General features: G+C 64.4%; 24 protein-coding genes. 2 read left to right on the top strand and 22 right to left on the bottom strand.

What is annotated here, in order from left to right:
• The first annotated feature begins 272 nt into the window (after positions 1 to 272).
• Positions 273 to 1,004 (top strand): potassium channel family protein, encoded by a 732-nt coding sequence (locus AC4D2O_RS18845; RefSeq protein ID WP_490908932.1) that lies wholly within the window; start codon positions 273 to 275, stop codon positions 1,002 to 1,004.
• A gap of 114 nt (positions 1,005 to 1,118) precedes the next feature.
• Here AC4D2O_RS18845 and AC4D2O_RS18840 read toward each other — a convergent pair whose 3' ends face one another.
• The 6 genes from AC4D2O_RS18840 to AC4D2O_RS18815 form a co-directional block, all read right to left on the bottom strand.
• Positions 1,119 to 1,430 (bottom strand): hypothetical protein, encoded by a 312-nt coding sequence (locus AC4D2O_RS18840; protein WP_490908931.1) that lies wholly within the window; start codon positions 1,428 to 1,430, stop codon positions 1,119 to 1,121.
• A 69-nt stretch (positions 1,431 to 1,499) separates the two neighbouring features.
• On the bottom strand, positions 1,500 to 1,763 hold the full coding sequence (locus tag AC4D2O_RS18835; RefSeq protein ID WP_490908930.1) for a holin: 264 nt from the start codon (positions 1,761 to 1,763) through the stop codon (positions 1,500 to 1,502).
• Complete coding sequence (locus AC4D2O_RS18830) at positions 1,763 to 2,662, bottom strand: N-acetylmuramoyl-L-alanine amidase (RefSeq protein ID WP_490908933.1); 900 nt, start codon at positions 2,660 to 2,662, stop codon at positions 1,763 to 1,765. Before AC4D2O_RS18830 ends, AC4D2O_RS18835 begins: the two co-directional genes overlap by 1 nt.
• Before the next feature lie 68 nt (positions 2,663 to 2,730).
• On the bottom strand, positions 2,731 to 2,877 hold the full coding sequence (locus AC4D2O_RS18825) for a hypothetical protein (protein WP_490908929.1): 147 nt from the start codon (positions 2,875 to 2,877) through the stop codon (positions 2,731 to 2,733).
• Positions 2,878 to 2,926: 49 nt separating this feature from the next.
• Positions 2,927 to 3,283 (bottom strand): hypothetical protein, encoded by a 357-nt coding sequence (locus AC4D2O_RS18820; RefSeq protein ID WP_490908928.1) that lies wholly within the window; start codon positions 3,281 to 3,283, stop codon positions 2,927 to 2,929.
• A gap of 9 nt (positions 3,284 to 3,292) precedes the next feature.
• Positions 3,293 to 3,772, bottom strand: coding sequence for a hypothetical protein (locus AC4D2O_RS18815; RefSeq protein WP_490908927.1), 480 nt, complete (start codon positions 3,770 to 3,772; stop codon positions 3,293 to 3,295).
• A gap of 162 nt (positions 3,773 to 3,934) precedes the next feature.
• On the opposite strand from AC4D2O_RS18815, the gene AC4D2O_RS18810 reads away from it, so the two are divergent.
• Positions 3,935 to 4,789, top strand: coding sequence for a hypothetical protein (locus AC4D2O_RS18810; RefSeq protein ID WP_490908926.1), 855 nt, complete (start codon positions 3,935 to 3,937; stop codon positions 4,787 to 4,789).
• Here AC4D2O_RS18810 and AC4D2O_RS18805 read toward each other — a convergent pair.
• The 16 genes from AC4D2O_RS18805 to AC4D2O_RS18730 all read right to left on the bottom strand — a co-directional run bounded on the left by AC4D2O_RS18805 (position 4,759) and on the right by AC4D2O_RS18730 (position 20,367).
• Entirely contained in the window at positions 4,759 to 6,606 is a 1,848-nt protein-coding gene (locus tag AC4D2O_RS18805; protein WP_490908925.1) for a hypothetical protein, read from the bottom strand. The two genes, AC4D2O_RS18810 and AC4D2O_RS18805, sit on opposite strands and share 31 nt — an antisense overlap.
• Positions 6,607 to 6,614: 8 nt before the next feature.
• Positions 6,615 to 8,273 (bottom strand): hypothetical protein, encoded by a 1,659-nt coding sequence (locus AC4D2O_RS18800; RefSeq protein ID WP_490908924.1) that lies wholly within the window; start codon positions 8,271 to 8,273, stop codon positions 6,615 to 6,617.
• 3 nt (positions 8,274 to 8,276) lie between these two features.
• Positions 8,277 to 10,556, bottom strand: coding sequence for a hypothetical protein (locus tag AC4D2O_RS18795; RefSeq protein WP_490908923.1), 2,280 nt, complete (start codon positions 10,554 to 10,556; stop codon positions 8,277 to 8,279).
• Positions 10,557 to 11,105, bottom strand: coding sequence for a hypothetical protein (locus AC4D2O_RS18790; protein WP_490908922.1), 549 nt, complete (start codon positions 11,103 to 11,105; stop codon positions 10,557 to 10,559).
• 267 nt (positions 11,106 to 11,372) lie between these two features.
• Positions 11,373 to 14,810, bottom strand: coding sequence for a phage tail tape measure protein (locus tag AC4D2O_RS18785; protein WP_490908921.1), 3,438 nt, complete (start codon positions 14,808 to 14,810; stop codon positions 11,373 to 11,375).
• A 62-nt stretch (positions 14,811 to 14,872) separates the two neighbouring features.
• A complete protein-coding gene (locus tag AC4D2O_RS18780; protein ID WP_490908920.1) occupies positions 14,873 to 15,262 on the bottom strand; it encodes a hypothetical protein in 390 nt (129 codons plus the stop codon).
• Positions 15,263 to 15,318: 56 nt separating this feature from the next.
• Complete coding sequence (locus tag AC4D2O_RS18775; RefSeq protein WP_490908918.1) at positions 15,319 to 15,723, bottom strand: hypothetical protein; 405 nt, start codon at positions 15,721 to 15,723, stop codon at positions 15,319 to 15,321.
• Positions 15,724 to 15,750: 27 nt separating this feature from the next.
• Positions 15,751 to 15,888, bottom strand: coding sequence for a hypothetical protein (locus AC4D2O_RS18770; protein ID WP_490908917.1), 138 nt, complete (start codon positions 15,886 to 15,888; stop codon positions 15,751 to 15,753).
• Between the two features lie 92 nt (positions 15,889 to 15,980).
• Complete coding sequence (locus tag AC4D2O_RS18765; RefSeq protein ID WP_490908916.1) at positions 15,981 to 16,634, bottom strand: phage tail tube protein; 654 nt, start codon at positions 16,632 to 16,634, stop codon at positions 15,981 to 15,983.
• A 51-nt stretch (positions 16,635 to 16,685) separates the two neighbouring features.
• Positions 16,686 to 17,063, bottom strand: a complete 378-nt coding sequence (locus AC4D2O_RS18760) for a hypothetical protein (protein WP_490908915.1) — start codon at positions 17,061 to 17,063, stop codon at positions 16,686 to 16,688.
• Positions 17,060 to 17,332: a hypothetical protein gene (locus AC4D2O_RS18755; RefSeq protein WP_490908914.1), complete on the bottom strand. Its 273-nt coding sequence runs from the start codon at positions 17,330 to 17,332 to the stop codon at positions 17,060 to 17,062. The genes AC4D2O_RS18760 and AC4D2O_RS18755 overlap by 4 nt, the downstream gene beginning before the upstream one ends.
• Positions 17,332 to 17,658 (bottom strand): hypothetical protein, encoded by a 327-nt coding sequence (locus AC4D2O_RS18750; protein WP_490908913.1) that lies wholly within the window; start codon positions 17,656 to 17,658, stop codon positions 17,332 to 17,334. The genes AC4D2O_RS18755 and AC4D2O_RS18750 overlap by 1 nt, the downstream gene beginning before the upstream one ends.
• An 8-nt stretch (positions 17,659 to 17,666) precedes the next feature.
• Positions 17,667 to 18,158, bottom strand: coding sequence for a hypothetical protein (locus AC4D2O_RS18745; RefSeq protein ID WP_490908911.1), 492 nt, complete (start codon positions 18,156 to 18,158; stop codon positions 17,667 to 17,669).
• Between the two features lie 16 nt (positions 18,159 to 18,174).
• A complete protein-coding gene (locus AC4D2O_RS18740) occupies positions 18,175 to 18,330 on the bottom strand; it encodes a hypothetical protein (RefSeq protein WP_490908910.1) in 156 nt (51 codons plus the stop codon).
• Positions 18,331 to 18,346: 16 nt separating this feature from the next.
• On the bottom strand, positions 18,347 to 19,567 hold the full coding sequence (locus AC4D2O_RS18735; protein ID WP_490908909.1) for a phage major capsid protein: 1,221 nt from the start codon (positions 19,565 to 19,567) through the stop codon (positions 18,347 to 18,349).
• Entirely contained in the window at positions 19,564 to 20,367 is an 804-nt protein-coding gene (locus AC4D2O_RS18730; RefSeq protein ID WP_490908908.1) for an HK97 family phage prohead protease, read from the bottom strand. The genes AC4D2O_RS18735 and AC4D2O_RS18730 overlap by 4 nt, the downstream gene beginning before the upstream one ends.
• Positions 20,368 to 20,377 lie beyond the last annotated feature (10 nt).

Raw genomic sequence — 20,377 nt, 5'->3', positions numbered from 1 at the left:
GGTGCACCCCCCGGGACTTGAACCCGGAACCCATTGATGGAGGGTCATGAACCTTTGACAGATCAGTGAATGATCGATTAGTCCTCAGATTCGCCCCTAGATCACGCGGAGTTCGGAAGAAATGGCGCAATTCCGCATAGAGTCATTCACTCTATGATCGAAACTATCGACAATAAACTTAGACTTAACTTAGAGCAAAGCCGCTCAGGTGCCCTCGCGGCATCGGCGTTTCCCTCACTCTTGAGGTCGCACCTTCTCCTCATACTGGGAAAGTGACTCAGCAGACATGGCAGAAGAAAACCGAGTGGCCCCTAGCGGGGGTCGCGATCCTATTCCTCATCCTGTACTCCGTGCAGGTCATCGCCGGGCTCACCGCCGCCTGGGTAGAGCCCGCCTTCTGGGCTATCTGGGCGATCTTCGCCGTCGACTACGCCGTCACCTTGTACCTTGCCCCGAACCGATGGCACTGGTTCACTCGGCACCTCCTCGACCTCGCGATCGTCGCCCTCCCCATGCTCCGGCCGCTGAGGCTCCTACGGCTCCTCACACTGCTCCGCGTACTCAACCGGGCCGGCGGTAGTTCCCTTCGTGGGCACGCGCTCATGTACGTAATCGGCTCCGCGATCATCCTGTCCTACCTGGCAGCGTTGGCCGTCCTCGACGCTGAACGAGCCAACCCTGACGCGAACATCACCACCATGGGAGACGCACTGTGGTGGGCGATGACGACAATCACCACGGTCGGTTACGGCGACCAATACCCGGTGACCATGACGGGCAGGCTCGTAGCGAGCGGGCTCATGCTCGGCGGCATCGCCGTTCTCGGCGTCGTCACAGCGTCTCTCGCTTCCTGGCTAGTCCAAGCTGTGAGTGCGGAGACAACGGCGGAAATCGACACGGTAGAGGCTGATCTAAGCCGGGAGCTCACTGAGGTGAAAGCCGAACTCCGGGAACTGAAGGGCTTTCTGATGACGGGCCAAGGAAGCGCTCCCCTGAGGGGCTAGCCGTCTTGGAGGCTTGCGCGTTGGTTGATTAGTTGGCTCCTCCGATCAAACAAGATGCAAGCAAACTTGAAGAGTCCTGAAGCTATTCAAGTTTGATGCCCCAAACTTGAATAGCTAGCCACCCCGATGCGGCTGTCGCTCCTCGATCTTCCGGCGGCTGACGACGTTCGCGTTCACCCACGCCGTCCGGGCCATCGAATACTCCACCCACTGCACGTAGACCATGCTGTTCGTCCAGGCCATCGCGAACCCCTTAACAGTCTGTGTGCGGCCGTCCGGGTAGATGAGGTCACACCAGATGGGCGGGGCCTTCTCCGTCGTCGTGGTGACGCCCTCCGTGGGTTCGGGGAGCGAGACGGGTGGGACGAACCGGTCGCGTGAGGGTGGGATGCCGTGCCATCCGGGGCGGGGATTGCGTTCTTTCATGCCCGCCACCGTAGCCGCCACCAACGACAGAAGCGCCCCACCCTCGCGAAGAGGGTGGGGCGTTCGGTGCTACTCGGCGCGGCGTCGGCCGTTGCCGTCCGGGATGTCCAGCACCTCGGCGTTCGTGGCAGACGGCGAACCATTTGTCGCCGCACCAGCAATTACACACTTCAACAGCGAACTCAGCGCAGCGAGGCCGACAACCGACCACGTCGCGGCAGCCCCGAGGTCGGTGATGCCGAAACCATCAGTGACCAGCAGCGCCAAGAGTGCCTGAGCGGCCGTCACCAGAACCCGCTCAACCGTTGCCTTCCAGAAGATCACGGTGAACATCAGGCCCCTTTCTTCACAGTGACCGTCGCCTCGAGCGACCCGAGGGCGTCGCCGACTCCGGACTTTGCGGCGGCCTGCACCCCGGAGAGGAGCTTCTCCTGGTCGAAGGGCTCACCCTTCGACACGGCGGCGATAGCACCGATGAGGCCCTTGATCTGGGCGCCCTGCGAGATGACGATGCCGCGGAGCTCGTTGACGATCTTGTCCGTCATGACGATCCGCATCTCGTTCGACACAGTGGTGCCGGGCTTGCCACCGATGGGAAGTTGGGCGTGGTGGACGGCGCGGGCGATGGCGTCGAGGTCACTCTTGGGGATAGGCATTTCGTACCACTCTTTCGGCTTGGGTGCTGGTTTGTTTGGTGCTGGCGCTGCTGGGCGAGATGCGGGCGGCGCGATGGATGCTGAGCCCCCGACGCCCATGTGGTCCTTGATGCGGTCCATCAGCTGGTCGTAGGGGTAGCTCCGCCCGGGATCCGTACGCATGTCGGGGTCGATCTGCGCGTGTATGCAGAAACCCTTGATGCTGCGGTTCCCCCGGTGGGTGACGGCTTCGACCTGGTCAGTGGTCAGCCACACCGGGGGGATGCCGTTGACGAGGGCACGCTGCGCCATGATCCACGCGAGGTTCTCCAGCTGCTTCAAGCCTTCAGCGGTGAGCCATTCCGCTGCGCTGAAGCGGGCATAGCCGGCCTGCTCGAACCCCTCAGACATCGGGTTCGCCTCGGAGGCGTGCCACGCGGCGTAGTTCGGGTCGACCATGGCCACGATCGCGATCGGGTCCACGAACCAGTGCCAAGAGGCCACCGGGCCTCCTACCTCGAGCGGGGTGTTTGCCCAGTCGGTGAGGGACTGAGCGTAACCGCCGCGGAGCGGGGATTCGCCGGAATGCAGCACCATGAGCTGGGTGGCGATGCCAGAAATCCCGCTGTGCTTGCTGCTCGGCATGCTGATGACGGGCGCGACCATCAGTCGGTCTCGCTCTCATCGGACTCGGCGCGGATCCGTTCGGCGTTGGCGACGACCTGCTCCCACTGCTCGAGAGGCAGTGCGTGCCCCTGCACGGGCATGGGGTACTCGCGCTCCTCCGGGTTCGGGCCTGTAGCTTTCGACATGACGTCGTCCTTTCGGGCATAGAAAAAGCCCCGACCGTGTGGGCGGGGCTTAGGGGTAGAAATTCGGCGGTTCGCCGATGTCGGTGTCTTTCAACCGGTGCTGGGCTTCGATGTCCCAGATGCGGTGCTTCGCGATCAGATCGTCGCGAGTGCGGATATCGCGGTACAGGTCGTCGTTCTCCCTGCGGAGATCCCGGGTTGTGGTGCGCTCGGTCCTGAGGTCTTCCTCTGCGATGCGCTTTCCTTCGGTGAGTTCCTCCCAGGACTGCTCCCGGTTGGCGAGTTCGTTGGCGGCTTTCTGCTGCGCGTTCGTGTCTTTCCGTCCGCGGCTTGCCTGGATGATGCTCCAGATCAGCGCGGCGATGCCCGTGAGGGAGACGATGAGAGCGGCGATGTCGATCTGCATGTGTGTCCCTTACTTGTCGCGCCGTGTCAGATCGGCCGTCACCTTCTGGATGAGTGGTTCGAATGGGTTGCGCAGTGGTTGGCGGAGCATCGTGGCGTCTTTGAGGAAGACGGCCGTCCAGATCACGGCGCCGGTGTAGCCGGCGGAGGTGCCTCCGTAGATGGAGGCGAAGAACCCGCCAGCCCAGCAGGCCGTGGTCACGACGGAGAACAGGAGGCCCGCTCGGGCCGCCGCTTCCTTGCCGACGATCGCGGCGAACAGGCAGGCCGCGCCCGTGACGAGGAAGAGGTACCCCCACAGCACGATCGCCGGGCCCAAGGGGATGCCGGCGAGAGCGTCGATCACCCCCTGATAGGACCCGGACGAGAACGACGCAGGGTCGAAGACGCACAGCAACCCGATGATGATGTGCCGGCCGGCTGCGACGAGCAGGTAGAACCTCGCCCGCCGGGACATGTACTGCTCGCTGATCAAATCGGCTCGTGACATGAGAACCCCCGCTCGAAGGCCGGCGCGAGCGTGATCACCCCGAGTGTTTTGTGCGGCTGGAGTCGATGCATGAGAGTCCCTTTCTGGGCACGATATGGTTGCCGAATGCATGTGAATGACGAGTGGCCCGGGTCGGACTGGGCAGACGATCCGCGCCGAGACGTGAGCATCTTCGCCGGGCGGCACCGCGTGTGGGCTTCGGTAGACACGTTCGAGGGCAGCGGCCACCCCATCGAGGAAGGCTTGCACTCGATTCAGGGCGCCTACACCACCGACGTCTACTGGGAGCCGACCGGGTCGGACACGACGGTCATCGTTTTCCATGCCGCACTGTCGAAGGCCGACGTCGGGCTGCCCATGTTCACGGGCAGCAAGGTCACCCAGGACGGGAACCCGAACCGCCTCTACGTCAGCGACCCGAGCCTGTACGCGGACCCGACGCTCACCCTCGGCTGGTATGCCGGGGCGAGCGGCTTCCCGCTCCAGCGGATCCTGCCCCGCATCATCAAGAAGTTCGTCGAGGTGGCCGGCAGCTCCCGGCTGATGTTCTTCGGTGCTTCCGGCGGCGGTTTTGCGGCAATGTACTACTCGCGCCTGTTCCCGGAATCACTGGCGGTGGCGTTCAACCCACAGACAATCTTGTCGCGATTCCCGGCCTTCACGTTGGAGCAGTACACGCGGTTGGCGTGGAAGGCAGACACCCCCGAGAAGCATGAGCGGGTACTGAACCAGAGCATCGAATCCGATCTCTGCCGGCTGTACGCTGCCGATTTCCTGAACCGTGTCCTGTACGTGCAGAACGAGGGGGACACGGAACACGTCGCCCAACACCTCGAGCCGTTCCGTGCTGTTGTCCGAGACAACCCACGCATCCAGGTTATGGCGGGGCAGTGGGGCGACGGGCATGTCCCGCCCCCCACTGACACCATCAAGGCCATCGTCTCGTCCCTCACCTCCGCAGCAACGTGGGAAGAAGGGCTTGAACGCTACTCCGCTATCAGCGCCTCCGTGGTGTAGCACCACGCACCGTTGATGAGGAGGGAGTCAGTCGCACTGCCCGGAGTCGCCCTGATACTCAGCAGATAGTCTGCTGCGTTCACGTCGTAGGTTCGGTCCACACGCTGTGGAGCCGCGCCTGTGAGCGATTCCGTCGCGACGACGGTCTGCTTCCCGGGCCCGCGAGAGAAGATGAGCACTTCGATGCGGAACAGAACCGCTGTGGCGGGGATCGTGATGGTCCCCGCCGAGCTGTTGCCGAACCGGAAGTCGATGACAGTAGGGGCTGAGGTGCCGCCCTTGCTGCCGACGATGACCGTCCGCACGTACCCGCCTGGTCGTGACATGTTCCCCCGCATCAGGGTCCCAAGGTTCGCGATCGTCGTCGCAGTCGTTGCCCCAGTGAGTGAATAGGCCGGATCAGGGACGAACACGCCGAGCAACTTTTCGCCCTGACCCGAGAACACGGAGGGCGATGTCGCTTCGTTTTCGTTGGTCACGAAGGACGAGCTGCCCTCGACGTCCCAGGGTGTAACCGTGTTCGCATCGACGGTTCCGAACTTCCAGTCGATTCGCAGGTTCACGAACGACGACTGGTTCCGCAGGGTGACGCCGTACTGGTTGCGGTAGATCTTCCCATCGGAGGCGTTCGCCGTGCAGGATCGCGAGAAGTGAACGCCGTGCTTGTTGTCGTGGATGATTGCGCCGTCGAGGTGCCCGGTGCATAGCTCCTTGGCCTTGATGCCGACCTTGCCGTTGCCTCGCAGGTAGGTGGGGTTGTCCTTCCCGCCAGCCTTGAAGTCGCGGACCACACTGAAGAGTTCGCAAATCCCGTACTGAGTGTTGTTCTCGGCAACACAGCCGGCCATGGAGTACTTCGTGTGGTTCATGAACCGGAAGCCGATGTCGTTGCCCCGCGCCCACACGTTATTGAAGACCAGATTGCAGTGCGAGGCAAAGTCGACGGCCGGGATCTCCGGTGACAGGTAGCCGCGCACCATCAGGTTCTCCACACCGAGGCTCAGGAAGTCGTTGCCGCCCAAGCCCTTCGTGAACCCCGTCGTGCCAGGCTCGAAGATCGTGGACGGCTCGACACCCTGCGCCACGGTCGCGCCACGGACCCATATACGGTTAGCCGAGCGCAGGTTGGTAATCGCTTGGTCGTTGTAAACCCCGGCGGCCAGCCATGCAGTCCAGTTGCCTTTCAGCACTGGGCCGTAGCTCGCCATCGCGCCGAAGACGCTAGACAGCCTGTTCAGTGGCTCAGAGGGAGACAGTCCGTCGTTGGTGGAGGCCCCGTTGGGGTCAGCGTAGAGGATGTTGCTTTGTGTCTGACGGATGCCCGGGTAGAAGATGTTGACGCCCCGGATGATTCGGCCGCTGCCCGTGTGCTGCACCTTGTGCAGGTTCGGGATAGAGGCGGTGGTCGTGTAGTCACCCGCAGGCCAGTTCAGGGTCGCTCCGTTAGTGAACGCTGCGGCCACAGCGGCGTCTGGGGTCGAGTAATCGGTGACCGTGTAAACGATCTCACCCTTAGCGACCTTCTTGTCGAGTGCGGCCTGCTGCGCCTCGGAGACGGGCTTCTCGTAGTCTCCCGTGTTGTCCACGTTCGGCAGACCGACCGTGGACTTCGACGGAGTGAACCACTCAGTCGAACCGGTCGAAGTCCTCCGGATCACCTGGCCCGTGCTGCCACCCGTCGGCACACCCGCACCAGGAGGGCCCGGCTCCCCCGGGTACACGCCGTCCAAACGCACAGGGACCTGAATGCCGTCGCCGAGATCAACGGTTGCGACACCCGTCTTCAGGGTTTCGTTGAACGTACTTACTCTGCGCATCGGCGCTCCTAAATTACTTGAAGACGTACATTGGTGACGTCGACGGGACCACCCGACACACGACCGACAGCAACAGTGAGAGAGCCGGACAGGTTCAGAGGAACAGTCACCGGCTTGCGCACCTCAACCCAGTTCGGGGACGCCGGCAAAGTGTGATCCTTCGAAGCGTCCACGCCCGTACCCGTGACACTCGTCCTGACAACAGCGCCCGCGGTGGCACGCACCCGGTAAACAAGTTCACGCGTCCCACCAAGCAGCGCTTCCTTACGACCCAGACCGACCGTCTGAGTGATCGGGGTGCCCGCACTGGTGGAGATGTAGGGGACGCCGGGTGCGTTCGTGACAGCCCAATCCGTCGTACTAGCCCACGAAGCGAGACCCAACCGGAACGAGCCGTTAGCAATTAAGTCGTCCCGGTGAGTGCTGTTCGGATCCGCGAGCAGCATCCCCGTAGGCGTCAGAACCTCAATGGTCCCGGCATCACGGCGGGCGGCAAGGTTCGCGAACACCGCCTCGAGATCCGCGGACGTCATGTACCCGGCACTATCGATGTAGATGGGGTGCAACATGAACTGCACCCCCATGCCCGCGGTGATAGCACCACGGAGCACACCGTCAACCCATGCCGGGGTTTGCGCCTCGATCGTCGTGTGCCCGAGACCGATCTGCAAGTCAGCAGGCATCGGGCGGTACAGTCCCGGCAGGTACCCTGCGACGGCCGCGTGATACGCGAGGACAGTCTGCCCGGCGAACGTGTCCCAATGCTGTTCCTCGGTCTGCATCGGCGAGTAACCGTCATAGTTACCGTCGCCCACACCAGGAGGCGCCCAACCCTCAATCGGGAGTGCCGGCATGCCCGCCTTCAACTCAGCCAGAGCCGTCACGATCTCCCTGAGGATGGCCGTTTCCCCCGAAGCCGCCGCGTGGTTACGGGAGTGGTTCCACACCTCCCCGCCATCGTTGATCGCCCAACCCTGAAGCTCAGCGAACGACGAACTATTGCCCGCGTTGCCCATCTGGTTCGAGTTAACCGCCTGCGACCACGGCAGGTTGTACTTGCGCAGCAGGGGTAGGACTTTGGTGCGGAAGTTCGCCAGCCCATGATCGAACCGCAAGCCGACCGGGATGCGGCCGCTGGTCCCGATGACGCCGCCACGCCGCTCCTTGAACGAGGAGACGAGCATCGCCCGGTGTGCCGAAGCTTGCCCCGCGTCCGCCTTATCCAACCGCTTCCAGGTCGTCCACGACCCGTTAGAGCCCTGCGACCGCATATACAGCCCACCGCCCGCATAAGACATGAACAACTGGACCGCGATCGTCAGGGTCGGGTGCTGCGAGTTGAACACCAAGAGGGTGCCAGCACCGTTATCCGGGGCGTTGATCCGCTTCCCGTCCCCCTCGGCCGCCGCGTACCGGAGCGGATACGCGCCGGTCGCAGTGACCGTGTTCCAGTCCGTACCATCCACAAGGTAAGGGCGGTCGAACCTAGCCGCGGCTACAACCTGATCGGTGTAGCCCTTACCCGCGCCCGCCGCTGTGGACTTGATGTTCTCCAGAGCAGTATTGATAGCGACCATTGCGGCCCGCCAGTCATTCACCCGATCCACAGTCTCAGTGGACGTAATAGTCAGAAGCCCGTTGGAGCCTACCGGTGTCAGATTCGCCATTGGTTAGGCCTTCCGTAGAGGGTCAGCATCGAGGGTCGCATTCGTTTCAGCAGCCCACAGAGCATCGAATTGGGTGTTGGAGTCGTCTGCGTATGCGGCATCGACTGCGGCGTTGGCGGCCTTGCTGGACGTAGCAAGCACCCGCACGGTGAGCGACTGATCCTTGCTAATCGTGTTGCCGCTCATGCTTGTAGAGCTGCTGATCCCGGTGACCAGGCAGCGCAGAGACACCTCGTTGAACTCGACCTGCACGATATCGCCGAGCTGCCGCCGATCGTCGGGGATAACGGACAGGTCGCGGATGGTTGGGCGCGGCGCGGATACCTGAGCGGACAGCCAGTCAGCGAGTGCTTGCACCCCGTCCTTATGTACCCACCACTTCACATCGTGGGTAAGGACGGGAGCCTCCGCGGGGCCCAGACTCGCCCCGATCGCCGTGGACTTCTTCCATTCGGTGATGTGATTGCACCGTATGATCGCCAAGTTCTCCTCGGCCCGCTGCGGCCACACACCAGATACTGCTTTCGGGGCGCGAAGCTCCAGCGTGGAGTCGGCTGGAATGGCGCCAGCAGTCGTCGTCAGCTTGATGGTGGAGACGCCAAGGCGTTCCATGGTGACCGTGACTTCTGAGGCGCTGGCGAGCCGGTCCACAGTGCTATTGGCGACCGTCGCCCCGTAATGGGAGCCCCACCCACGGTTGAATGGCCCCGTCGATCCGGCGTCTCCAAGACGGAAAGGCACCGTGTCCACTTGCACCCAGTCCGTATCAGCAGGCGGGCTGATGAACTCGACCCGCTGCTGACCTGACTCCATGGACTCGCCCGAGCCCTGATGGGCAACCAGGTTCGTCCACCGGGACGGTATCGCCGAGCCGGGGGATTCATAGTTGACTTCCACCCGAGAACGGACAGACCCCGCGTTGTGCTCCCACTCGAGACCTTCGATCCCGGTGAGGGCCGTGATCGACTCTGTGGGCGGACCGGCAGGGGTGAGCCGGTCCCGGTTCACCCACTGGAAGTTCCCGTACTCGTCCAGCCACATCGCTGCGCACTCAGCCTCCGACTGCTCCTTCAGCAAGTCCAAAGCGTTGCGGCCCTCGATCGCCGGCGACGCCTCAAGACTGAACCTGTACGCGCCGGGGGTGAGGAAAGCGTTCTGCGCATGGTTGACGGCGACGAACACTGAGGTGAAGGACAGTTGCACCCCGCCCATCGGATACCTAGCCCGGTGTCCCGTCGACACCTGAAGCCTGCTAAGCGGCGTCGTGGCCTGCTGTGTGCTGACCGCGACAGTGCCGGCGGCTTCCCTCCCGTTGTCGGCACGGATGGTCCACTCACCCGCCGGGGTGACCCGAAGCGTGAAAACCTTTGAGGTGTTGATGGTCATGCGGCAGGCCTCAGTGACCACGCCCGCGTTCCGTGACTGCGCGATGATCGACCCACGCGAGTCAACCGTCACCCGCACATAGTCCGACTCCCACCAAACCGTCAACGCCCCGTTCTCCGTGCCGCCCACGTAGGACGGATCCACGCAGAACGTGAGCTGCATAGCCCGGTCGTTCAGGCGCCCGTCGATGGCGGCGGTGAATGCCGGGGTGTAGGTGGCGTCCAACGAATAGGCAGCTTGGCCCCAGGGGGACTCCACCCAGGACGGGGTGCCCGTCCCAGGGGATGCCGGGTCGGCGTTCGATGACGCTGCAATCTGTCCGCGCTCGGGCCACGATGATCCCTGCAGGGGCGCCGAGATGACGTTTCCGCTCTCTCGTGCGGGTGTTGCGTAGAAGCCGCACGCCCGAAGGATTCTGTCGGTGAAGTAGGTCGGGGTGATCGAGACATACCTATACGCGCCACCTGCGTTGCCGGGTGGCATGATCGCCAGTAGCGGTTCAATGCTGACCGTCTGGTTCAGCCGATCGATGCCGTCCACGATCGGCGATGACACTGAGCCATCGGACAGCGAGCCTGACGAGCCGTCGACCCTGCCGGTAAGGAGTCGCGCCCTCGTCGTGCCGTAGCCGGAATCGATAGTGACCCGGTCGAATGCTTTAGGGGGGAACGGGCCCGGAGCCCACGGGTGCGCCGGAGATGTCGCCTCCTCCGCCCACGTCACGGAACCCGTGGCGGCGCTGATGCCCGAACCCCCGGCGACCTGGGTTGGCAGGTTCGATGGCAGCTCACGCTCGACGGACAATGCCGACGCCGCCCGAACTACACCATCGTGAGTGACCGTGACAGTCGGGGTGACCGATGTTAGGTCGCTGGGATAGTCCGTGATGATCTGCATTTAGCCAAGCTCCTGGATCGTGAAACTGAGCGAGGACCGAACAAGTCCATCGAAGGCGTGCAAAGGGACCTCGCTGATGCCGTCCACCGTCACGCGGTTGCATCCTCTGCCGGTGGCCCACGGCTGGACGGTAGGCGTCCACGTGAGCGCGGGCAGAGTGAACGCCGTCGCGCCAGTGACGACGACCTGCACGCCTGCGGCTCCGGCGGGTGGCGTCGCAGTGACGGTGCGGCGGCTCATCACGCCGGAGCCGGACGGCCCGGACGCCTGACCTACAAGGACGCCGAACTCGCTTAGGAAATCCACGCGCACTGACGCCGAACCCGACGCGTACACCGACGCCGAGACCGGGGTGCCGGGGATCGCCGGAATGCGGTCCAAGGCGCCGCCCCGACGGTGAAGGGAAACATTGACACCTGACACGTTTACCGACCGCCCATAGCGCAGCCCATCATCGGTGAACCCAGCGCCACCCTGCGTAATCCCCGCCCCCACCGAATACGTTCCACCCTCGAGTAGCGCCTGCTCCGGTGAGAACAGGTTGGACATCTGCGCCAAACTCTCAACCCATACCCATGGAGGCGGGCCGTAGAGCCCGTCCACGAGGGCGAGGAGCCCGGCGTGCTCCTCCGGGGAATAGGATCCAATGCCGATCGACCACTGGCGCCGGCCGCGGGGTGCCCGCTGTTCATAGCGGGCACCCCGCAGGGTGGTCCGAAAGTTGGAGCGAGCACCTGGTTCGATGGTCGCCGACTCCGGTTTGAACTCGACCAGCGCCCCGGGGGGGCCTAGATATGACGCAGGCATGCGACTCCCTTAGGTTGTCCGGATGGAACGCGTGGCCTCCATGAACTGGCGGCCGTTCAGGTTGAACTGCGCCGGCCTGCTCGCGAACTCAGCAATTTCGCGCAGGAGCGCCCGGTCCTCGGCCGACAGGACCGCGACAGCGCTACCCCCCGACGTGGCGAGGTGGTGCATGTCGGCCCACTGCTGCCGGTTGAGGACGTACTCGTTGCCGCCCGTGTTGTTGAGCACGGTCGACAATCCGGGGGGTAGGAGCCCGCCCCGGTCGCGGAACAGTGGAGCCTCAGCGGACGCAGCGCCGCCGCCGAAGAAGTCCTTCACCTTGCCGAACACGTTGCCGGCGAGGTTCTTCAGCCCGTTCTTGATGTCCTCCACGATCTTCATGACCTGACCGATGCCGGTCTTCGCGAGACCACCAGCAGCGTCGATGAACATGCCACCGCCCGGGAAGGCTTCCTTCAGCTTCTTCATCATCGAGTCGATCAGGCCGTCGAACGGGTTCGAGGCCGCCCCGTCCCCTGCCTTCCCGGAACCTCCCGGGTACAGCTTCTGCAACGCCCGGATATCGAACGCGGTCGGCGCCCCAGCCTGGTTCCCCAGGTTCGGGTGCATGATCGAGTTGACGCCGGTGAAGTGAGGCAGGCCGAGGGCGTGGCCGAGCTCGTGGGCGGCTGTCTTGCGACGGTTGGCCGCCGAGAGCTGGCTCATCCACGACGGGGACATGTCGATGTTCGTGCCCGTCGCATAGCCGAGGATTCCCCCACCACGCTCGAGCGGGCGGGCGTAGCCCTGATGCTGGCCGCGCCCGATGGCGACCTTCACGCCGGCCGCTCCGTCCCACATGCGTGCAGCCCCTGGGAAGTCCCACGGGCTCATCCCGGAAGCGACGTCCATGTAGAGCGCCCCACGGCTAGCAACCTGTGACGCGTTGCCGTTGAAGAACGCGGGCTGCCCCGGCATGGCGCCGGCGGTTGAGGCGGCACCACCACGGACGGCAGCGTGAGCCATGGAGGCTAGACGATGCTTCCCAAGGGCCGCTGTCTGTTCCTTCGTGAACACGTACTCGCCCTTGTGGACGATGCCCGCGGCCTCGTATTTCCGGCCATCACCCGTGTACCCGCCGTGAGCGAAGCCCTTCGGTAGGCTGATCGGTTTGATTTCCACGCCGGGGATGTCGTTGAACCGCGCGATCAGGCCCTCGTTGATGAACCCGATGACAGCCCGGATCGGCTTCTTCACGGCCTCCCGGATGGCGTCCCACGCCGTCGCGATTCCGCTCTTGGCTGCCTCGAACGCAGCAGGCAGCGCGTCCACCCCAGCCTTCAAAGCATCAAACACCGGCCTGATGTTGTTGTTCCAGATGGTGCTGATCTTCTCGCTGATGAAGTCCCAGACAGGCCTGATCACGTTGTCCCTAAACCACGTGAAGGCAGGGCCCAGCGTCGTCCGGATGAAGTTCCCGATCGCGTCGAAGATCGGCTTCACCGCACCATGCCAGAACGCTGAGATGATCTGGCGAATGCCGTTGAAGACCGGCGCGATGACGTTGTTCCACAGCCACACAAACACTGGTGCCAGGACGTTCCTAACAATCCCGACGATGACCTGGAAGATGCCGCTGATGACCGTCCATGCCGTGCTGATGTACCACTGGATGCCCGCCCACACCGGCTTGATGATGCTGTTGTAGAGCCAGGAGAAGACGGCACCCATGGCGCGCAGCGCAGTGCTGATGAACGGCAGAGCTGTTCTCTGGAACCATGACACCACCGCGGAGACCGCAGCCATGATGCCCGCCCATACCGGCTGGATCACGTTGGTGTAGAGCCACTGGGCGCCGGCCGCGATACCTGACCAGATGGCCGAGAGGACCGGGAGGACGGTCGTCTGGAACCACGAGACGACAACTCCGACCGCAGCCTGAATCGCAGCGAACGCGGTGTTCACGCCGTCCTTGAACCAGCCGATGTTGTTGTACGCGTAGAGGATGCCCCCGACCAGCAGGGTGAGCGCGGTGACGAGGAACCCGATGGGGTTCGCTCTGAAGGCCGCGTTCAGGGATAGCTGCGCGAGAGTCATGCCCTTCATCGCGGTCGTGATCGTGCTGATGATCGACATGGTCTTCGTCGCTGCGACGTAAGCGATCACCCCGGCAGCAAGGACGCCGAGGACGTAGGCGTTGTCCTTCAGCCACGAGCCAAAGGACGCCAGCGCGGGCACCACGGTATCGATGAGGTAGGTGCCGAACTGGCGCAGGACAGGCAGGACGTTGGTGTTGAAGTAGTCGAACGCCTGGCGGGCGAAGTAGCCGAGGCGCTCGAACATGCCCGGTATGCCGGACGAGGTGATGTCCCCGTCGTTGTACTTCCACGCGGCACCGAACGCGGTGACGCCGCTGGTGACTTCACCCATGAGGGAGCCGAGGGTCCCAAACACGCGGGCGCCCATGGGCTCGAGCCACACGAGGACCTTGTTCTTGAACATCATCCACTGCTCGGCGAAGTCCATCGTCTCCGCGCCGACACCGAGGATCGTGTCACCGGTCTGCCCAGCAGCCTTCGACATGTCCCCGAGGTTCAGCGCGCCGGACTTCACGGCCCCGATGAACTGGGACGCGCCCTTCGTGCCGAACACCTTCGACGCGAGCTCGAGCGCCGCAGCGTCATCGCCGGCGTTCACGAACCCGGTGATCTCCTCCTGCACGCGCTTGAACGCCGCAGCGGGTTCCTCGCCGTCCTTCGCGAGGGTGACCATGCCCTTCGACATGGAAGCCATCAGGGCGGACGAGTTCAGACCGGCCTTGTCGAACGAGCCGATCATCGCCGTGGTCTCCTCGAACGAGAAGCCGAGGATCTCCATGGCGGGGGCGTTACGTGCTGCCGCATCAGCGAGTTCGTTCATGCCGACACCGGTGGCCTGCGACACCTGGAACAGGTGGTCCATCGCACCGACGACGTCGTCGCCTTCGATCTTGAAGGCACTGAACGCGGCCGAGGTCTTCGTGATGTCTACGTCTTCGCCGAGGATGCGCCCGGCCTCGAGGTACTGGGACGCCACCGTTTCGAGGGTCGTCCCGGACAGGCCGAGGCGGGTGTTGCGGTCCGCGACGACGGTCCCGATCTTGTCGAAGTCCGCGGGGACCTTCGTGCCGACGTTCTTCGCGACGTCGACCAGGCCGTTGAGAGCGTCACCAGTGGCACCCGTGCCAACGCGGATGGTGTCGGCGACGTCATCGAAGACCTCGCCGACCTTGTAGAGCGCGGCGCCTGCTGCGGCGAGGCCCGCCCCACCGAGTGCGACGCCGGCGACGATGGACTTCCCGAGGCTGAGGCCTATGCCCTTGCCCGCTTTGTCCGCGTCCGCTGCTGCGCCCTTGGCGAGTGCGGGGCCGAATCCTTTGAAGCTGGGGAGTACCGGCAGCCATACGGCTTCCATTGGGCCTGACGACATGGGGCCTCCTCAGGCATGAGGAAGGCCCCGCCAGCGTGTGTGGCGGGGCCTTCCATGTGGTGTTAGGCGGAGAAGCGCTGCTGCGCTGCCTCGACCTCTGCGATGAGCGAACCGAGCCGCTCATTCGTGCGGCGCTTGTCAGCCCGAGAGAACGCTGTCTCCGGCCGTTTAGCGGGCCGTACCCGGGGTGCTTTCCCGCCGGCGATCTGCAGCGTGAGTGCAATGAGTTCCCGCACGGAATCGGTCAGCTGATCTAGGCGCGCCACTTCTGGCGTGTACTCCGAAACCCGGGGGCCAGTGTTCTCGCCCTGGGGTTGGTCCTTAAGCATCTCCGCGAGCTCGTCGTCGTTCGCCATCGCCTCGGTGGCGTGCGACCACGACGGAAGCTGCCGGATCAGTGCCGACAGCTTCCGCCACGAGTGCTTCCCTCGGAAAAAGTCGAGCAGATCCAACCCCATCTGATGAAGGTCGTACTCGATCTGCTCCCCGTACCTGTCGACGTAAGTGACTAGGTACGGGAAACGGCTTCCCCCTCCGGGCGGTACCCCGCCTTCAGGAGCGCCCGGATCTTCCGGGGGTCCTTCTCCGTCACCTTCCCGCCACCGGTGCCGATGAGGGTCACTTCCTCGGCGAGGTCGAAGAAAATCATCATGTCGGTGATGAGGTTCTGGAACGCGTCGTGCCCTGCCTTCGCGAGGAGGGGCTCGACGTTCTTCCACTGCTCACCGCAGAGAGTGATGAGCATCGCCTCAGCGTCGCCCGTCCGGTAGGCGCGGGCCCACTGGATGAGCGAGGCGCCTGTGGGGGCGTCGATGATGATGGTGTTGTCCTCGGACACGGGGAGCTGGAAGGGGTCGTGCTTCGCTTCCTCGGCGTACTGGTCCCATGTCTTGAACTGCTTCTGCTGTGCCATGTGGTGGGCCTTTCGTGTTGGGGGGTACTAGGACTTGGGGCTGGTCTTCGCTGCGGGCTTCTCGGACCAGCCCTGGGCGCGGAGGTTGACTGCCTGGGTGGCGTCCTCCGGGGTCCACTCACGCTTGCCATCGGGGGACACGAGGACGTTCTTCTGCTCAGCCATGGGGAGCACCTTTCAAGAGGGGGAGAGTGTGGTGGGCGAGGGGTGAAGGTGGTCCCGGCCGGCCCACCACAGGAGCCGGGACCACCAGTCAGTTACGCGCCAGTGGGAGCGGGGAAGCCCATCGCGGCGTGGTCGAGTCCGGGGCCGCCCCAGATCTCTCGGTACGACGTGCCGAACTTCTGGTCCACGTAGGACGAGATGGTCGCCGGGTACTTGACCTCGTCGCCTTCCGACCATGCCTGCTCACCGTTCTCGGTGACCTGCGCGTTCGGGAGCCAGCGCAGGCAGTAGATGGCGTCGGGGCCGTCTCCGTCCTTGCCAAGGGCGATGAGGCGGTACTTCCGCTGCTGCGGGCGGGACGCCTTGTCGAAGTAGAAGTTCCCGTCAGCATCGGTCGTGACCGAGGACAGGTCGAGGCCGTGGTGGAGTTCCATGACCTGCTTCTTCGACTCCTGCATGGTGAACGACAGGCCGGTGACGTCGGAGGTGATGTCGCGGCGGGTCGGCTCCCCGTACCCGTAGGACATGACGTCGGACGATTCCTGGTCGCGGGTCCACGCGGCGCCGTCGTCCTTCGTGACGAGACCGACCGACACGTAGCCGGGCGGGATGATGAGGCCGGTCGGGCCCCACACCTTCGTGATGGCGGTGTCGGCGTCCTCGATGGGCTTGAGGAAGATCGCCATCTCGAGGATCTTGCGGACGTTGGCCGGATTGTGGCCCTTGGCTTCAGCGAATGTTGCCATTGTGGGGGTGCTCCTTCTGCTTGATTCACCCCACACGGGGGCATTGATGATCTAGGGGGTTTGTCGGTACTCGAGCCGGTAGGAGGCCACGTACCGGTTAGTGCCCGGGTTGCGGTAGTCCACCCACATGGGGGCTGAGGAGGTCCGCACGCGGTCCACGAGGACCGCGCCGACCTTCCGCCCGCTGAGGGCGTGGAACCACTGCCGGACCTGCTCTGCGAGCTCGTCGGCAGTTGTCTGGTTGTTGGAGAAGCACTCGACGTCCACGAGGGGCGCGTCGGTGATCAGGTCGTCCGAGCCTGGGCCGCGGGCAATCCGCACGAACTTCGGCAGAGTCTCGACGCCGGTCGGGACCTTCGTCCCACACTGCACGCCGAGGTCAGCGCGGATGCCAGCGGTGATGGCTTTCTCGATGCTCGCCCAACTCATCCGGCACCAGCCCTCCCCAAGATTCGGTACCGGGCGCTCCGTGAGGACCCGAACTCCTGATCGACGTTGTCGGACACCACGTTCACGAACGCCCTGCCCTTCGGCCTGACACCCGCCACCGTGGTCACTTCCATCTCGACGCCCTCAGCAGCAGCCAGCGAACGGGCCCGCGCTGCGACCTCGTCAGCTTTCGCCTGCAGCATCTTCGGAAGGTCTTTGTGGTTCCACGCCGCAGCCATGAGCTCGGCGCCAATCTCGACCTCAGCCATCAGCCGGACACCTTCTCGACCGCGGCCTTCTGAAACCCCGGGACGATGAAACCTCCGGGTTGCCGGCCGGGCTCGCCGACGACCTGATACTCGATGCCCTCGATGACCACCGCGTCAGCGCCAGACAAGGGGGCCTCGAGAGGCAAGCTCACCCAGTACCCGTAGATCTGCTGGTCCTTCGCGTTGGTGTCCTCGCCGGACGAGCGGGGCTCGAACCATGCAGGCCACAATTCGTCGTGGGGGTCGCCGATCTTCTGGTTTCCGTAGTCGTCCCACTCGCCAGGAATCGGCTGTCCCTTCACCCGCAGGGTCACGGTCTCCGTCATGAGATCCATCAGGGCCTCGCAGGGAGCGCGTAGCGGGCAAGGGTGTCCGTGCTGGCCGACGTCGAGGACGTATCCAACGACACCGACCGGCCGGACAGGGACTCGGACTTCACGGCACCGGACTTGATGCGCTGCCCGTGCTCGGCGATCACCGCGAACAACCCCGGAGGGCACTTCGCGTAGCCGTGCTCGAGCGTGACCGTGATGGTGGCAGGCCAGCCGGCAGAGCGGCGGAGGACACCATTCGATGCCACCCGCCACCCCGTCAGCACCGTCTCACCGGACTTCACCTCAGTGACCGAGACGACGTTGAGGGAGGGCAGCAGGACGACCGTCCCGCCACTTGTCTCCACCTCGATCGTCTCGGTGACCTTCGGTGCGATGTGCCACCCGCACGCGTCCCGCACCTGGCCGGCCGCAGCTGCGACCACACCAGGGGAGAAGGGGGCGCCGGGGAAGCCCACCAGATCAGTCGCCTGGGCTAGTGGTTCTTCCACCATGACGCCCCCTCCTTCGCTACTTGGTGTCGACGGTGCGGGCCTTGTTCGCCGGCACAGCCTGCTTGGTCAGCACGGCGCGATCGCCGTACTTCTCCGCGTCCTCGACGGTAAGGAGCAGCGTGTGCTCGATGCCCGCGAGGGTGACGGTGTAGGACTTCCTCGAATCAGCCATCAGTCGTCCCTTCCGATCAGGCGTTGGAGAGCGTGACGTCCACGACCGCGGCGGGGATGCGGACGGCCAGGGCCACACGCTCCTCGATGCGGGTCGTGATGAGGTTGTTCGTGAAGTCGTCCACGTGCGAGTTGGTCGACTCCACGCGGACCCCGCCCTTGCGGTACACGGACGCAGCAGCGCCGAACGCGCCGACGAGCGGACGGCCGGCAGGGACAGCTGCGGTGACGATCGTGCGGAGACCCCAGACGGGAGGCTGCCACTCGATGCCGCCGTTGCCGTACTCGCCCTGGAAGAACCCGCCGCCGAAATACTGGCCGTTGCCGTCCTTGCGGAGGCGCAGGTTCTGGTAGTCGAGCGGGTTGATCGCGATGCCATCCGCGGACAGGCCGGTCGCGGTCTGCACCTTGGAGATCGCCCGGTACAGGGCGTCCGGGTTGTCCGCGGCCGACGCCGAGGTCTCGGTCTGGATGCCCGAACGGTTCCGGAGGCCGAGGACGTTGTTCCCGGTCCCGTTGCCGTTGAACAGCTGGTTCTCCTCGGCGAGGGCCAGGAGGTACAGGCCGCGGTTGTTGATCTCCGACACCCAGAACTGGGCGTCCTCGACCATCTCGTCCGTGAACTTGATGAAGCCGGCGATCTTCTTCAGGCCATCCGTACGCGTGGTCGGGTCGCCGATGTGGAACTGCGGCTTCGCGCCGCCCGCGGCGACGGTCTCGAAACCGCCCTCGACACCGCCCTCAACGAGGTAGGTGACCGCATTCGACTCGGCGCCAAGCACGCCCGGGGAGAGGAGATCGGAGAGGACCGGCCGGCGGAACGCACGGACGACCGTGCGGTCCAGGGTTGTCAGCCAGGGAGCCAGCACCTCGGGCGTTCCCTGCGTGTCCGTGGCGGCCTTGAACTCGGGCGCAGAGACGATCACGCCCGTGTTCTTGATCCGGGTCAGGCCCTCGGTGCCGACGCTCTTGACGAAGTGCTCGCCGAGGGACTTCGCGCCCTTCGCCTCGCGATCGCCGTCGTGCTCGTCGGGAGTGCCGTAGGAGCCGAGACGACCCATCAGGGCGTCGGACTCCTCAGCCGCCTTGATCTTGATGTCCAGCTCCTCGACCTCGGCGAACTTCGCCTCGACGGTGGACTTCTCATCCGCCGTCAGGTCACGATTCGCGGACTTCGCCGCGTTGATGAGGTCCTGCGCCGCCCTGAGCGCGGCGGCGCGCATCTGCTTGAGGTTCATTCTGAACCCCCTTCTGCACCCGAAGTGAGTGCGTAGATTCTTGCTTGTGCCGCCAGGCGTTCGACGGGCGGGACGGACTTCTGCTCCTCGCGAGACACGGTCGACTTGCCCTCTGCAGGGTCCTCGTCGCTGGCGTCCGGCTTGGCATCGGTCTGGCCGCTGGCCTTACCTTCCTGGTCATCTGCGTCCTCAAGGGTGTCGAGGACGTTCCCGATTGCGGTGTGCGCGGCGCGCAGTTCGCTTTCGTTCTTGGCCGAGATCGCTCGGCCGGCTTTGATGCCGTCGACCGTTGCGTCGGCGAGAGCCTTCACAGCGACGACGGAAGTATCTTGGTTCGCGCCGATCGGCACGAAGCTGAACTCGTAGACCTTCAGCTTCCGGAGCTCGTTCGCCTTTCGGCCGTCCGCGAGCTCGATCGCACCCTCCTCGAGGATGTCGAATGCGAAGGACAGCTGGTTGAGGCGCCGACCCTTCACGAGCCGGTAGACGTGCGGGCCCTTGGGTGACTCAAGGTCGAACTCGCCCTTCACCCACCAGCCGTGCTCGTCCTCGCCGAAGTCCGTGGCTGACGCGACGTAGAAGTCGGGGTCATCGAACCGGTGCCCGAACAGGCCGGGCAGCGTGTTGCCGGAGGACTTCCACTCGGCGAGGTCTTCGAGGAACGCGCCCGGGGCGACCACGTCGCCGTAGGAATCGGGTTCCTTCGTGAAGGTGCTGGGGTAGACGATGAACTCGCCTTCCTTGAGCCCATCGTCCGGGCCAGCTTTCACGCCCGAAAAGGGGACTGACTTGATCTTCATGAGCCCTCCT

The organism is Arthrobacter sp. TJ-238, from assembly GCF_058269215.1.
The sequence above is the reverse complement of the archived record's forward strand: the minus strand, read 5'-3'. Positions and strand labels throughout refer to the sequence as shown.

Coding starts and splice junctions, on each gene's coding strand:
- AC4D2O_RS18790 (WP_490908922.1), bottom strand. CDS start 11,105: ATGTCCAACCTGTTCTCACCGGAGCAGGCGCTACTCGAGGGTGGAACG.
- AC4D2O_RS18775 (WP_490908918.1), bottom strand. CDS start 15,723: ATGGCACAGCAGAAGCAGTTCAAGACATGGGACCAGTACGCCGAGGAA.
- AC4D2O_RS18795 (WP_490908923.1), bottom strand. CDS start 10,556: ATGCAGATCATCACGGACTATCCCAGCGACCTAACATCGGTCACCCCG.
- AC4D2O_RS18740 (WP_490908910.1), bottom strand. CDS start 18,330: ATGGCTGATTCGAGGAAGTCCTACACCGTCACCCTCGCGGGCATCGAG.
- AC4D2O_RS18815 (WP_490908927.1), bottom strand. CDS start 3,772: ATGTCACGAGCCGATTTGATCAGCGAGCAGTACATGTCCCGGCGGGCG.
- AC4D2O_RS18745 (WP_490908911.1), bottom strand. CDS start 18,158: ATGGTGGAAGAACCACTAGCCCAGGCGACTGATCTGGTGGGCTTCCCC.
- AC4D2O_RS18785 (WP_490908921.1), bottom strand. CDS start 14,810: ATGTCGTCAGGCCCAATGGAAGCCGTATGGCTGCCGGTACTCCCCAGC.
- AC4D2O_RS18735 (WP_490908909.1), bottom strand. CDS start 19,567: ATGAACCTCAAGCAGATGCGCGCCGCCGCGCTCAGGGCGGCGCAGGAC.
- AC4D2O_RS18840 (WP_490908931.1), bottom strand. CDS start 1,430: ATGAAAGAACGCAATCCCCGCCCCGGATGGCACGGCATCCCACCCTCA.
- AC4D2O_RS18730 (WP_490908908.1), bottom strand. CDS start 20,367: ATGAAGATCAAGTCAGTCCCCTTTTCGGGCGTGAAAGCTGGCCCGGAC.
- AC4D2O_RS18825 (WP_490908929.1), bottom strand. CDS start 2,877: ATGTCGAAAGCTACAGGCCCGAACCCGGAGGAGCGCGAGTACCCCATG.
- AC4D2O_RS18820 (WP_490908928.1), bottom strand. CDS start 3,283: ATGCAGATCGACATCGCCGCTCTCATCGTCTCCCTCACGGGCATCGCC.
- AC4D2O_RS18765 (WP_490908916.1), bottom strand. CDS start 16,634: ATGGCAACATTCGCTGAAGCCAAGGGCCACAATCCGGCCAACGTCCGC.
- AC4D2O_RS18770 (WP_490908917.1), bottom strand. CDS start 15,888: ATGGCTGAGCAGAAGAACGTCCTCGTGTCCCCCGATGGCAAGCGTGAG.
- AC4D2O_RS18835 (WP_490908930.1), bottom strand. CDS start 1,763: ATGTTCACCGTGATCTTCTGGAAGGCAACGGTTGAGCGGGTTCTGGTG.
- AC4D2O_RS18805 (WP_490908925.1), bottom strand. CDS start 6,606: ATGCGCAGAGTAAGTACGTTCAACGAAACCCTGAAGACGGGTGTCGCA.
- AC4D2O_RS18800 (WP_490908924.1), bottom strand. CDS start 8,273: ATGGCGAATCTGACACCGGTAGGCTCCAACGGGCTTCTGACTATTACG.
- AC4D2O_RS18755 (WP_490908914.1), bottom strand. CDS start 17,332: ATGGCTGAGGTCGAGATTGGCGCCGAGCTCATGGCTGCGGCGTGGAAC.
- AC4D2O_RS18760 (WP_490908915.1), bottom strand. CDS start 17,063: ATGAGTTGGGCGAGCATCGAGAAAGCCATCACCGCTGGCATCCGCGCT.
- AC4D2O_RS18750 (WP_490908913.1), bottom strand. CDS start 17,658: ATGACGGAGACCGTGACCCTGCGGGTGAAGGGACAGCCGATTCCTGGC.
- AC4D2O_RS18830 (WP_490908933.1), bottom strand. CDS start 2,662: ATGGTGCTGCATTCCGGCGAATCCCCGCTCCGCGGCGGTTACGCTCAG.